This is a genomic window from Janthinobacterium sp. GW822-FHT07H10 (assembly GCF_058798675.1).
In genome coordinates this window covers 153,941-166,194 of sequence record NZ_JBXAKS010000007.1, presented here as the reverse complement: position 1 = coordinate 166,194, position 12,254 = coordinate 153,941, and the positions used below count along the sequence as shown (strand labels likewise).

Below are 12,254 nucleotides of genomic sequence, written 5' to 3'. Positions count from 1 at the left end.
GCCCGGTTTTCGCACCGATACTCTTGAAATGGCAGGGCCTATCATGGACACGCACGCACGATTGCACGAGACTATTTCCGCCCTCGCCGATGGCGAACTGGCGGCCAGCGAACTCGAACTGGCCTTTGCCGCCCTCGATACGGAAGAGGGCCGCCAGGCCTGGGAGGCGTATCGCCGCATCGGCGATGTCTTGCGCTCGGACCGGCGCGGCCACGAACTGAGCGCCGATTTCGACGCGCGACTGGCGGCGTGCCTGGCCGGCGAAGCGGCGTCCGTCCCTGCGCCGCTATCGTCCGTCTCCGCGCCAGGCGTGCCGCCGGGCCTGGCCGAGCCGCTGGAAGCGGGGCCGCTGGCGCAGCGATAGCGTTCGCCGCGCGTCTTACGCGAGGCTTAATGCCGGCCTCTCCCTCTTGACATTGCCCTTCTGCACGATTGACACTATGAGCAGGCAATATCTTGCTTTTGCGATATATTGTTGCATGGTTTGCCATGCGTGCTGTCAGGTGTGTTTATCCCTGGGATGGCGTCATGACGGCCTATCCCGCACGCAGGCAATCGCCTGATCCGTTTTAATATTCGAAAAGATCCATTCCATGAAAAAAAACATGTGTGCCGCCAGCAAGTCGTTTTCAGTGAAGACGCTTTCCGCCTTATTGTTCGGTACGGCTGGCGTCTTTTTTGCCCCGGCCATGCTGGGCCTGGCGCCGCAAGCGCATGCGGCCGTGTCGGCTGTCAAGCTGCCTGATTTCTCGGACCTGGTCGACGCCGTCGGTCCCGCCGTGGTGAATATCCGCACCACCGAGCGGCTGAAAATGGGCGGCCCGGGCACGGGTGGCCAGGATGAGCAGGAAATGCAGGAATTCCTGCGCCGCTTCTTTGGCGGCGCCATGCCGACGCCGCGCCAGCAGGCACCGCGCGGCGGCCGCCGTGCCGTGCCGCAGGAGCAGGAAGTGCAGCGCGGCGTCGGTTCCGGTTTCATCATCTCGGCCGATGGCTACGTGCTGAGCAACGCGCACGTGGTCGATGGTGCCGACGAGGTGTACGTGACCCTGACGGACAAGCGCGAATTCAAGGCCAAGGTCATCGGCGCCGATGCGCGCACCGACGTGGCCCTGCTGAAAATCGAGGGCGGCAACCTGCCGCGCCTGACCATCGGCGATTCGAACAAGATCCGCGTGGGCGAATGGGTGATCGCCATCGGTTCGCCGTTCAACCTGGAAAACACCGTGACGGCCGGCATCATTTCCGCGAAGTCGCGCGATACGGGCGACTACTTGCCGCTGATCCAGAGCGACGTGGCCGTCAATCCCGGCAACTCCGGCGGCCCGCTGATCAATATGCGCGGCGAGGTGATCGGTATCAATTCGCAGATCGCCACCCTGTCCGGCGCCTACAACGGCATCTCGTTTGCCGTGCCCATCGATGAAGCCATGCGCGTCGGCGAGCAGCTGAAAAAGACGGGCAAGGTCGTGCGCGGCCGCATCGGCGTGCAGATCGGCGAAGTGAGCAAGGAAGTGGCCGAATCGCTGGGCTTGCCGAACGCCAAGGGCGCGCAAGTGTCGATGGTGGAGCCGGGCGGTCCGGCCGACAAGGCGGGCATCAAGCCGGGCGACATCATCCTGAAATTCAATGGCACGCCGATCGAGCGTTCGTCCGACCTGCCGCGCCTGGTCGGTGGCGCCGCCGTCAATGGCAAGTCCAGCATCACCGTCTGGCGCAAGGGCGCGCAGCAGGAGATTCCGGTCACCGTCGTCGAACTCGAAAGCGAGAAGACGGCCAAGAAGGGCGCCAAGGAGCCGGAAGCGCAAGCCGTCAACGCGCTGGGCCTGAAGGTCAGCGACGTGCCGGCCGCCAAGAAACAGGAGCTGAAGATCGACGCTGGCGTGCAGGTTGACGATGCCGATGGCGTGGCGGCCCTGGCTGGCTTGCAGCCTGGCGACGTGATCTTGCAATTGAATAACGTTGCCGTGAAAGACGCCAAGCAATTCAACGCGCTGGTGGCCAAGCTCGATCCGAAGAAGCCCTCGGCCGTGCTGGTGCGCCGTGGCGACGTGGCGCAGTTCGTTTCGTTGCGCCCGTCGGCCAAGTAAGCCTCTGATTCACCGTGCATCCCGGCCGCGGCCGGGATGCCTTCTTTCCTTTTTCATGCACTTCACCCTCTATTCCCGCAGTTATTGCCACCTTTGCCAGGATATGCTGGACGCCTTGCAGCGGTTGCAGACGCCAGAAAGGCCGTTTACCGTCGAGGTGATCGACATCGACGCGTCGCCCGATGCCACCTTGCTGGCGCGTTTCGACGAGCTGGTGCCGGTGTTGTTTGCCGACCTGGCGCAGCCGGAACTGTGCCACTATTTCCTCGACGAAGCTGCCGTGCGTCGCAGGCTCGCATGGCACAAATAACAATATTGACATCGCATTGCACCATTCTGGTGCCAAAAAGCGGCGAAATTGCAGCGTTGCCCTTGCGCCGGCCTCATAAGACGGGCTTTCTACTCTGAAATCCGGTAAAATGGGGAGGTCGAAAAAGCTACTGTCCGAGGCAGCAGCTTCTGTCGCTTCAAAAGCGCTCGCCTGGGCATGCAGATGTCCTGCTCGGAGCGCTTTTTTCATCATGAGTGGGGCGCCCGGTCTGGCCCTGTTTGGCCCGGACATGATCCCCTTGATTCCTGTTAAAGCAGTGTTGTCACTCGCACATATATTAGTTAATGAATAACATACGCAACTTCTCCATCATCGCCCATATTGACCACGGTAAATCGACCCTGGCTGACCGCATCATTCAATTGTGCGGCGGCTTGTCCGACCGCGAGATGGAGGCGCAGGTGCTCGATTCGATGGATCTGGAGCGCGAGCGCGGCATTACCATCAAGGCGCAAACGGCGGCCCTGCACTACAAGGCGCGCGATGGCCAGATCTACAACCTGAACCTGATCGACACGCCGGGCCACGTCGACTTCAGCTATGAAGTGTCGCGCTCGCTGTCGGCGTGCGAAGGCGCATTGCTGGTGGTTGACGCGTCGCAAGGCGTGGAAGCGCAAACCGTGGCCAACTGCTATACGGCGCTGGACCTGGGCGTGGAAGTGGTGCCCGTCCTGAACAAGATCGACTTGCCGAACGCGGACCCGCCGAACGCCATTGCCGAGATCGAAGACGTGATCGGCATCGACGCGGCCGACGCCGTGCACTGTTCGGCCAAGACGGGCCTGGGCGTGCAGGACGTGCTCGAATCCCTGATCGCCAAGGTGCCGCCGCCGAAGGGCGACCCGGATGCGCCGCTGCAGGCGCTGATCGTCGACTCGTGGTACGACTCGTACGTGGGCGTGGTGATGCTCGTGCGCGTCGTCAACGGCACCTTGAAGCCGAAGGACAAGATCCGCCTGATGGCCACCGATTCGGTGCAGCTGGTGGAAGATATCGGCGTGTTTTCGCCCCGTTCGCAATCGTTGCCGCAGTTGTCGGCAGGCCAGGTGGGTTTCATCATCGCCGGCATCAAGGAATTGAAGGCGGCGAAAGTGGGCGACACCGTCACCCTGGCCAATCGTCCTGCCGCCGAACCATTGCCCGGCTTCAAGGAAGTGCAGCCGCAAGTGTTTGCCGGCCTGTTCCCCGTCGAGGCGAACCAGTACGATGCGCTGCGCGACTCGCTGGAAAAACTGAAACTGAACGACGCGGCCCTGATGTACGAGCCGGAAGTGTCGCAGGCGCTGGGTTTCGGCTTCCGCTGCGGCTTCCTGGGCTTGCTGCACATGGAAATCGTGCAGGAGCGCCTCGAGCGCGAATTCGACATGGACCTGATCACGACGGCGCCGACCGTCGTGTATGAAGTGATCCAGCGCGATGGCAGCCTGATCAACGTAGACAATCCGTCGAAGATGCCCGATCCGTCGCGCATCGAGGAAGTGCGCGAGCCTATCGTCACGGTCAACCTGTACATGCCGCAGGAATACGTGGGCTCCGTGATCACCCTGTGTATCGCCAAGCGCGGCATCCAGCTGGACATGAGCTACCACGGCCGCCAGGTCAAGCTCGTGTATGAAATGCCGATGGCCGAGATCGTGCTGGACTTCTTCGACCGCCTGAAATCGACGTCGCGCGGCTATGCCTCGATGGACTACGAGTTCAAGGAATACCGTGCGGCCGACGTGGTCAAGGTCGACATGCTGATCAACAGCGAAAAAGTCGATGCGCTGGCCATCATCGTCCACCGTTCGAACAGCCAGTACCGTGGCCGCCAGGTGGCTGCCAAGATGCGCGAACTGATCCCGCGCCAGATGTTCGACGTGGCCATCCAGGCCACCATCGGCGCCAACATCATTTCGCGCGAGAACGTGAAAGCCCTGCGCAAGAACGTGCTGGCGAAGTGCTATGGCGGCGATATCAGCCGCAAGAAAAAATTGCTGGAAAAACAAAAAGCGGGTAAGAAGCGCATGAAGCAAGTGGGTTCCGTGGAGATCCCGCAAGAGGCATTCCTGGCAATTTTACAAGTGGACGATAAATGAACCTGCAAGTGATCTTAGGAAATTTCGCTTTAATCCTGTTCGTGCTGATGGTGTTGACGGGCTTTGTCTGGTGCCTGGATGTGTTTTACCTGTCCAAGCAGCGGCGCAAGGCGGCCGACCGCGCCCTGGCCGAGTTCGATGCACGCCAGTCCAAGCTGGCCGCCGAAGGCATCAAGTCCGATGCGGGCGGCAGCCGCGCCGCCATCGAGGCGGCCCTGTTGCGCCAGCCGACCTGGGTCGAGTATTCGGGCAGCTTCTTCCCCGTCATCGCCCTCGTGTTTTGCCTGCGTTCGTTTCTGTACGAGCCATTCAAGATCCCGTCGAGCTCGATGGTGCCGACCTTGCTGGTGGGCGACCTGATCCTCGTGAACAAGTTTACCTACGGTATCCGTTTGCCTATCGTCAACAAGCGCATCATCGAAGTGAACGACCCGCAGCGCGGCGACGTGATGGTGTTCAAGTACCCGAAAGACATGTCGCAAGACTACATCAAGCGCGTGATCGGTGTGCCCGGTGATAAAATCACCTATGAAAACAAGCGCTTGACGGTCAACGGCAAGGAAGTGCAGTACACGCCGCTCGATGACTATCTGGACGACGAAAGCACGGTTTACCACAAGCAGCTGGAAGAAAACCTGACGGGCGTCAGCCACCGCATCCTCAATGACGAGCCGGCGCCGACGTTGAACTTGCGCGAAGTCAAGGATTTCCCGCACAAGGAAGCATGCGAGTACAACGACGACGGTTTCACGTGTGTGGTACCGGCGGGCAACTACTTCATGATGGGCGATAACCGCGACAATAGTGCGGACAGCCGCTACTGGGGCTTCGTGCCTAACGAGAACATCGTCGGCAAGGCTTTCCTGGTGTGGATGAACTTCAGCAATCCGAAACGCGTGGGCGGCATACACTAAGCAACAAGCCGGCCTGGCCCTTACAAGGCCAGTCCATGGCTGCCGCGCCGATTCCCCGCGCGGCGGCCAGCCGAATTACTCAGATGACACAGAAACAACAATGAATCTTCAGCTATTGCAAACCCGTTTAGGCTATACGTTCCAGGATGCTGGCCTGTTGCAGCAAGCCTTGACGCATCGTAGCCACAGCAGTTTGCATAATGAGCGGCTGGAATTCCTCGGCGACTCCATCCTCAACTGCGTGGTCGCTTCCATCCTGTACGAACGTTTCAAGGCCATCGACGAGGGCGACCTGTCGCGCCTGCGCGCCAACCTGGTGAAGCAGCAGTCGCTGTATGAAATCGCGCAAAAGCTGGAATTGTCGCAATTCCTGCGCCTGGGCGAAGGCGAGCTGAAGTCGGGCGGTTTCCGCCGTCCGTCCATCCTCGCCGACACCCTGGAAGCCTTGCTGGGCGCCATCTTCCTCGATACGGGCTTCGATGCGGCCAGCACGGTGATACGCGCCTTCTACATTCCCATCCTCGACTCGGTCGATCCGCAAACGCTGGGCAAGGATGCCAAGACCTTGCTGCAGGAGTTTTTGCAAAGCAAGAAAATTTCGCTGCCACAATATAATGTGGTGGCGACCCACGGCGCCGCCCACAGCCAGGAATTCGAGATCGAATGCCTGGTGCCGAAATTGAATATCCAGGTCTACGGCCGTGGCGGAAGCCGCCGCGCCGGTGAGCAAGCCGCCGCCAAACTGGCGCTGGACGTGGCCGAGCAGGCGCTCGTGAAGTCGCCTGCCGCCAGCCGCAAGCCCAAACCGCGCGCCGCCCAGCTCAAGCTGGCTGGTATTGCCACCATCCAGAGCGACGACGCGGGCGCCCCGGCGGCCCCGGCCATCGCCGCTCACACTAAACAGAATCGACACTAGCATGACAGCCACCAAAATGCCCGACAACTTCCGCTGTGGCTATATCGCCATCGTGGGCCGCCCCAACGTGGGCAAATCGACCCTGATGAACGTGCTGATCGGCGCGAAGGTCAGCATCACTTCGCGCAAGGCGCAAACGACGCGCCACCGCATCACGGGCATCCAGACGGTGCCTGATGCGCAATTCATCTACGTCGACACGCCCGGTTTCCAGACGCGCCATTCGAATGCGCTGAACAAGACGCTGAACAAGACCGTCACCAACACGCTGATTTCCTCGGACGTCATCCTGTACGTGATCGAGGCGGGCACGTTCGGCCCGGCCGACCAGCAAGTGATGGACTTGCTGCCGAAGGAAGTGCCATGCATCCTCGTCATCAATAAATCGGACCGCGTGAAGGACAAGGCCGTCCTGCTGCCATTCGCGCAAAAGATCGCCGCCATGCGCGACTTCGCCGCCATCGTGCCCGTGTCCGCCAAGCTGCATTTCCAGCTGGAAGGCTTGCAGAACGAGATCAAGCGTTTCTTGCCGGAAAACCAGCCGATCTTTGGCCCGGACGACATCACGGACCGCAGCGAGAAATTCCTCGCCTCGGAAATCGTGCGCGAAAAGCTGTTCCGCTTTGTCGGCGACGAACTGCCGTACACGAGCACCGTGCTGATCGAGAAATTCGAGCAGGAAGGTGATCTGCGCCGCGTATTCGCCGCCATCCTGGTCGAGCGCGATACGCACAAGTCCATGATTATCGGCAACAAGGGCGCGCGCCTGAAGGAAGTCTCCACCCAGGCCCGCCTGGACATGGAAAAACTGTTCGGCGGTCCCGTGTACCTGGAAATCTGGGTCAAGGTCAAATCGGGCTGGGCCGATAACGAGGCGGGCTTGCGCGCCTACGGCTACGAGTAATCCGCAACCCGGGGGCGACGCCACACGCATGAGCACCACCACGCCAGCGCAGCCTGACATCGCGCCAGCTTCACTCGCCGTCCCCGCGCCGGCGGCCATTGCGCCGCCGGCCGCACCTTCCGCACCGCCACCAAGGCGCAGCCGTCCGCCCGCGCGCGACGGCCGCATCACGGGCCAGCCAGCCTTCGTGCTGCACAGCTACCCGCATAAGGAAACCAGCCTCATCGTCGACGTGTTTACGCGCGAATACGGCCGCATCGCGCTCGTCGCCAAGGGCGCCAAGCGGCCCCATTCGCAGTTGCGCGGCGTGCTGCAGACCTTCCAGCCGCTGCAAGCGGGTTGGACCGGTAAATCCGAGTTGCGCATCCTCACGGGCGCCGAGTGGGTGGGCGGCATGTTGCCACTGGAAAAGACAGCGCTGCTGTGCGGTTTTTACCTGAACGAATTGCTGGTGAAACTGCTGGCGCGCGACGACCCGCACCCCGTCCTGTTCGACCACTACGTTGCCACCTTGAATCAACTGGCGCACAATGAGCCGGCGCCCATCGTGCTGCGCAAGTTCGAGCGCGCCTTGCTCAAGGAAACGGGCGTGGCGGCCGACCTCACGCGCTGCACGGGCACGCGCCAGGCCGTGCAGGCGGGACAGGTGTACGTGGTGGACCCGGAGCGGGGGCCGCGTCCGGCGCGCGCCGCCGACGCCTGGCCTAAGATCACGGGCAAGACCCTGCTCGACATGGAGCGCGAAGATTATGGCGATGTGGCCACGCAGGCGCAAAGCAAGCTGCTGATGCGCTTCCTGCTGGCCCATCAACTGGGGGGCGCCACCTTGAATACGCGCCAGATACTGATCGATTTAATGCAACTGTAGTGGCTTTGCGGCACGACAGCACTTTACGGATACCATCTTATGAGCTTTTTGCAGCCTTCCGGCCCCGTCATCGACCTGGGCGTCAACATCGACCACGTGGCCACCCTGCGCAATGCGCGCGGCACCGCCTATCCTGACCCGATCCGCGCGGCCCTGCTGGCCGAGCAGGCCGGCGCCGACGCCATCACCCTGCACCTGCGCGAAGACCGCCGCCACATCAAGGATGCGGACGTGATCGCCATCGCGCCGCAATTGCTCACACGCATGAACCTGGAAGCGGCCGTGACCCAGGAAATGCTCGATTTCGCCTGCCGCATCCAGCCGGCGGACGTCTGCCTGGTGCCGGAAAAACGCACGGAAGTGACCACCGAAGGGGGCCTCGACGTGGTGCGCTATTTCAAGGAAGTGCAGGCGGCCGTCAAGCAGCTGCAAGGCGAGGGCATCCGCGTGAGCCTGTTCATCGACGCCGACGAGCAGCAGATCGCCGCTGCCGCCGAGCTCGGTGCGCCCGTGATCGAGCTGCACACGGGCCGCTATGCGGATACGGACGGCGCCGAGCAGCTGGCCGAGCTCGAACGCATCAAGGCGGGCGTGCTGTTCGGCGTGGGCCGCGGCTTGAAGGTCAACGCGGGCCACGGCTTGCATTACACCAACGTGCAAGCGATCGCCGCCATTCCCGAGATTGCCGAGCTGAACATTGGCCACGCCATCGTCGCGCACGCCGTGTTTGTCGGCTGGGAAAATGCCGTGCGCGAAATGAAGGCCATCATGGTGGCCACCCGCCTCGGCAGCAAGGCATAAGCGCGCATACAAAGGACGCAGCATGATCTACGGCATCGGCACCGACATCTGCAAGATTCCCCGCATCGAGGCGGCGCTGGCGCGCCATGGCGAGCGTTTCGCGAAAAAGATACTGGGGCCGCAGGAGCTGGAAAAGTTCCGCGCCCGCAGCGCGAAGAACGCCGTGCGCGGCGTGCGTTTCCTGGCCACCCGCTTTGCCGCCAAGGAAGCGTTTTCCAAGGCCATCGGCCTGGGCTTGCGCATGCCGATGACGTGGCCCGCCGCGCAGATGCTGAACCATCCGAGCGGCAAGCCGATGATCGTCTGCAGCGGCGTGCTGGCCGAGTTCATGGAGCAACACCGCCTGAGCGCGCAAGTGACCATCAGCGATGAAGAAGAGTATGCCGTGGCGTTCGTGATTGTCGAGCAAGCCGCGTAACAATGAGCCAGCAATGACCGAAGCAAGCCCCGAACCGATCCCTGAATCGATCCCAGCACCGACCTTGGCGGAAACGCCGCCCGACCCGCGCGCGCACGTGCTGGCGACCGTCGCCAAGCTGCCGAATTTGCCCGGCGTGTACCGTTATTTCGACGCCGCCGACAAGGTGCTGTACGTCGGCAAGGCGCGCGACCTGAAAAAGCGCGTCTCCAGCTATTTCCAGAAGAACCTGGCCAGTCCCCGCATCGCCATGATGGTCGAGCGCATCGCGCGCCTGGAAACCACCGTCACGCACAGCGAGGCCGAAGCGCTGATCCTGGAAAACAACCTGATCAAGGCGCTGCAGCCGCGCTACAACATCCTGTTCCGCGACGACAAGTCATATCCGTATTTGAAAATCACGGGTGGCGTGGCGCCGCGCATGGTGTATTACCGGGGCGCGGTAGACAAGAAAAACCAGTATTTCGGGCCGTTTCCCAGTTCCTGGGCCGTCAAGGAATCGATGCAGATCCTGCAAAAGGTGTTTCTGATCCGCACCTGCGAAGATAGCGTGTATGCGAACCGTACGCGGCCGTGCCTGCTGCACCAGATCGGCCGCTGCAGCGCGCCATGCGTGGACCTGATCAGCAAGGAAGACTATAAGCACGACGTGGAAAATGCGGCGCGCTTCCTGCGCGGGCGCCAGAGCGAAGTGATGGCCGACCTGGAAAAGAAGATGCACGCCTTTGCGGCCGAGCTGAAATTCGAGCAGGCCGTGGTGGTGCGCAACCAGATCGCCTCGCTGTCGCGCGTGCTGCACCAGCAGAGCATGGAAACGACGGGCGACGCCGATGTCGACATCATCGCCGTGCTGGTGCAGGGCGGGCGTGCCTGCGTCAACCTAGCCATGGTGCGCGGCGGGCGCCACCTGGGCGACCGCGCCTATTTCCCCAGCCAGCTCAGCGACGCGGCGGCCATCGCCGAGGAAGCCATCGAGGTGGAAGTGCTCGCCGCTTTCCTGGCCCAGCACTACACGGAGAAATTCATCCCCGGCACCCTGATCCTGAATATCGAATTCGACCAGCCGGCCCTGATGGTGGCGCTGATGGAGCAGTGCGGCCACCGCATCAACCTGATCTTCCAGCCGCAGGGGCAGCGCCGCCAGTGGCTGGAGATGGCGCAGAAGGGCGCCGAGATTTCGCTGGCGCGCCTGCTGTCCGAGCAGGGTTCGCAGCAGTCGCGCACGCGCGCGCTGGCCGAGGCGCTGCGCCTGGAAACGGAAGACCTCGACAGCTTGCGCGTCGAGTGTTTCGACATCAGCCACACGCAGGGCGAGGCGACGCAGGCGTCGTGCGTGGTATTCCACCACCACGCCATGCAGAATGGCGAATACCGGCGCTACAACATCAACGACATCACGCCCGGCGACGATTACGCGGCCATGCGCCAGGTCTTGATGCGCCGCTATGAAAAAGTGGCCAATGGCGATGGCGTGATGCCCGACGTGGTGCTGATCGACGGCGGCAAGGGCCAGATCGAAATGGCGCGCCAGGTGTTCGCCGAGCTGGGACTCGATATCAGCTTGATTGTCGGCGTGGCCAAGGGAGAGGGGCGCAAGGTGGGCCTGGAAACCCTGCTGTTCGTCGATGGCCGCCCGGCGCAGGAACTGGGCAAGGAGTCGGCCGCGCTGATGCTGATCGCGCAGATCCGCGACGAGGCGCACCGCTTCGCCATTACCGGCATGCGCGCCAAGCGCGCCAAGACGCGCCAGACGTCGCGCCTGGAGGAAATCGAAGGCATCGGCGCCAAGCGCCGGCAGAAACTGCTGTCGCGCTTTGGCGGCTTGCGCGGCGTGGTCGACGCCAGCGTCGAGGATCTGATGTCGGTGGAGGGGATTTCGACCCAGCTGGCGGAAGAGATTTACAAGCAGTTGCACTGATGAATCGATGGCCTGGTCCGGCGCTGCCGCAACCGGACTAGGCTAATGTTGCCGGGCCATGTAGACTAGTGGCGCTTTCTTCACGCTTTCTTCATGTTCAATTTACCCGTCGGCCAATTGCTTCCCTATGCCTTTTAATATTCCCATCCTCCTGACCTGGCTGCGCGTGGCCCTGATTCCGCTCGTCGTCGGCGTGTTTTACCTGCCGCCGTCGATGCTGCTGCATGGCGACCAGAACCTGGTTGCCACCCTGGTCTTCATCGTTGCCGCCGTCACCGACTGGTTCGATGGTTTCCTCGCGCGGCGCTGGAACCAGACGTCGGCCTTCGGCGCCTTTCTCGACCCCGTGGCCGACAAGCTGATGGTGGCGGGCGCCTTGCTGGTGCTGGTGCAGCTGGACCGCGTCAATGCCGTGCTGGCCTTCATCATCATCGGCCGCGAAATCACGATTTCCGCGCTGCGCGAATGGATGGCGCAGATCGGCGCGTCGAAATCGGTGGCCGTCAGCTCGATCGGCAAGATCAAGACGGCCGCGCAAATGACGGCCATTCCCTTGCTGCTGTACCACGAAGTGATCTTCGGCGCGATCGACACCCATGTGTGGGGCGAACGCCTGCTGTGGATCGCCTGCGTGCTGACGGTGTGGTCGATGTTCTATTATTTGCGCCTGGCATGGCCCCTCATCAAGGAAAAAGCGGGAAATCTGCACTGAGGCCACTCCGCCTAGCTACTGCGCAGCTCACTCTCGCGTCTCCGTTGCTCGCTGTACCTTCGTACAGCTGCGCTACTCAACACGATATTGAGCTTGCTCGCTACGCTATTCGGAGGACCTCAAGCCGGTATCGACGGCTTTCTTCGGAATATTTTGCAAAAGACCAGATATTGCCCGTTGACAGCCCCTGTAATCCCTCTATAATGCTGGCCTGTTGTTGATGACGCGGGAGTAGCTCAGTTGGTAGAGCGCAACCTTGCCAAGGTTGAGGTCGAGAGTTCGAGACTCTTCTCCCGCTCCAGTT

Annotated in this window: 12 protein-coding genes and 1 tRNA gene; all 13 read left to right on the top strand. The window is 61.9% G+C overall.

Going from position 1 to position 12,254, the window contains the following annotated elements; all coding sequences use genetic code 11:
* The first annotated feature begins 43 nt into the window (after window positions 1-43).
* The 13 genes from AC1RDJ_RS17375 to AC1RDJ_RS17315 all read left to right on the top strand — a co-directional run bounded on the left by AC1RDJ_RS17375 (window position 44) and on the right by AC1RDJ_RS17315 (window position 12,251).
* A complete protein-coding gene (locus AC1RDJ_RS17375) occupies window positions 44-364 on the top strand; it encodes an RseA family anti-sigma factor (RefSeq protein ID WP_493028244.1) in 321 nt (106 codons plus the stop codon).
* A gap of 229 nt (window positions 365-593) precedes the next feature.
* Window positions 594-2,090 carry a DegQ family serine endoprotease gene (locus AC1RDJ_RS17370; protein ID WP_493028243.1) on the top strand — a complete coding sequence of 499 codons (1,497 nt, stop codon included), beginning with the start codon at window positions 594-596 and terminating at the stop codon, window positions 2,088-2,090.
* Between the two features lie 55 nt (window positions 2,091-2,145).
* Window positions 2,146-2,400: a glutaredoxin family protein gene (locus tag AC1RDJ_RS17365; protein ID WP_289885886.1), complete on the top strand. Its 255-nt coding sequence runs from the start codon at window positions 2,146-2,148 to the stop codon at window positions 2,398-2,400.
* A 305-nt stretch (window positions 2,401-2,705) separates the two neighbouring features.
* On the top strand, window positions 2,706-4,499 hold the full coding sequence (lepA, locus tag AC1RDJ_RS17360; RefSeq protein ID WP_071322912.1) for a translation elongation factor 4: 1,794 nt from the start codon (window positions 2,706-2,708) through the stop codon (window positions 4,497-4,499).
* Window positions 4,496-5,413 (top strand): signal peptidase I, encoded by a 918-nt coding sequence (gene lepB / locus AC1RDJ_RS17355; RefSeq protein WP_071322913.1) that lies wholly within the window; start codon window positions 4,496-4,498, stop codon window positions 5,411-5,413. Before lepA ends, lepB begins: the two co-directional genes overlap by 4 nt.
* Window positions 5,414-5,513: 100 nt before the next feature.
* Window positions 5,514-6,329 (top strand): ribonuclease III, encoded by an 816-nt coding sequence (rnc, locus tag AC1RDJ_RS17350; protein ID WP_071322914.1) that lies wholly within the window; start codon window positions 5,514-5,516, stop codon window positions 6,327-6,329.
* A 1-nt stretch (window position 6,330) separates the two neighbouring features.
* Window positions 6,331-7,233, top strand: coding sequence for a GTPase Era (gene era, locus AC1RDJ_RS17345; RefSeq protein ID WP_034749612.1), 903 nt, complete (start codon window positions 6,331-6,333; stop codon window positions 7,231-7,233).
* Window positions 7,234-7,261: 28 nt separating this feature from the next.
* Window positions 7,262-8,101 carry a DNA repair protein RecO gene (gene recO, locus AC1RDJ_RS17340; RefSeq protein ID WP_071322915.1) on the top strand — a complete coding sequence of 280 codons (840 nt, stop codon included), beginning with the start codon at window positions 7,262-7,264 and terminating at the stop codon, window positions 8,099-8,101.
* A 39-nt stretch (window positions 8,102-8,140) separates the two neighbouring features.
* Window positions 8,141-8,902 (top strand): pyridoxine 5'-phosphate synthase, encoded by a 762-nt coding sequence (pdxJ, locus tag AC1RDJ_RS17335; RefSeq protein ID WP_071322916.1) that lies wholly within the window; start codon window positions 8,141-8,143, stop codon window positions 8,900-8,902.
* Between the two features lie 22 nt (window positions 8,903-8,924).
* Complete coding sequence (gene acpS / locus AC1RDJ_RS17330; RefSeq protein ID WP_071322917.1) at window positions 8,925-9,320, top strand: holo-ACP synthase; 396 nt, start codon at window positions 8,925-8,927, stop codon at window positions 9,318-9,320.
* A 13-nt stretch (window positions 9,321-9,333) separates the two neighbouring features.
* Window positions 9,334-11,238, top strand: coding sequence for an excinuclease ABC subunit UvrC (gene uvrC / locus AC1RDJ_RS17325; RefSeq protein WP_493028240.1), 1,905 nt, complete (start codon window positions 9,334-9,336; stop codon window positions 11,236-11,238).
* Window positions 11,239-11,365: 127 nt separating this feature from the next.
* A complete protein-coding gene (gene pgsA / locus AC1RDJ_RS17320) occupies window positions 11,366-11,950 on the top strand; it encodes a CDP-diacylglycerol--glycerol-3-phosphate 3-phosphatidyltransferase (RefSeq protein WP_071322919.1) in 585 nt (194 codons plus the stop codon).
* Window positions 11,951-12,175: 225 nt separating this feature from the next.
* A tRNA-Gly gene (locus tag AC1RDJ_RS17315) sits at window positions 12,176-12,251 on the top strand.
* Window positions 12,252-12,254: the final 3 nt, after the last annotated feature.

Excerpts from the sequence above, each read along its gene's own strand:
- AC1RDJ_RS17375 (WP_493028244.1), top strand. The coding sequence starts at position 44 with ATGGACACGCACGCACGATTGCACGAGACTATTTCCGCCCTCGCCGAT.
- AC1RDJ_RS17370 (WP_493028243.1), top strand. The coding sequence starts at position 594 with ATGAAAAAAAACATGTGTGCCGCCAGCAAGTCGTTTTCAGTGAAGACG.
- AC1RDJ_RS17365 (WP_289885886.1), top strand. The coding sequence starts at position 2,146 with ATGCACTTCACCCTCTATTCCCGCAGTTATTGCCACCTTTGCCAGGAT.
- lepA (WP_071322912.1), top strand. The coding sequence starts at position 2,706 with ATGAATAACATACGCAACTTCTCCATCATCGCCCATATTGACCACGGT.
- lepB (WP_071322913.1), top strand. The coding sequence starts at position 4,496 with ATGAACCTGCAAGTGATCTTAGGAAATTTCGCTTTAATCCTGTTCGTG.
- rnc (WP_071322914.1), top strand. The coding sequence starts at position 5,514 with ATGAATCTTCAGCTATTGCAAACCCGTTTAGGCTATACGTTCCAGGAT.
- era (WP_034749612.1), top strand. The coding sequence starts at position 6,331 with ATGACAGCCACCAAAATGCCCGACAACTTCCGCTGTGGCTATATCGCC.
- recO (WP_071322915.1), top strand. The coding sequence starts at position 7,262 with ATGAGCACCACCACGCCAGCGCAGCCTGACATCGCGCCAGCTTCACTC.
- pdxJ (WP_071322916.1), top strand. The coding sequence starts at position 8,141 with ATGAGCTTTTTGCAGCCTTCCGGCCCCGTCATCGACCTGGGCGTCAAC.
- acpS (WP_071322917.1), top strand. The coding sequence starts at position 8,925 with ATGATCTACGGCATCGGCACCGACATCTGCAAGATTCCCCGCATCGAG.
- uvrC (WP_493028240.1), top strand. The coding sequence starts at position 9,334 with ATGACCGAAGCAAGCCCCGAACCGATCCCTGAATCGATCCCAGCACCG.
- pgsA (WP_071322919.1), top strand. The coding sequence starts at position 11,366 with ATGCCTTTTAATATTCCCATCCTCCTGACCTGGCTGCGCGTGGCCCTG.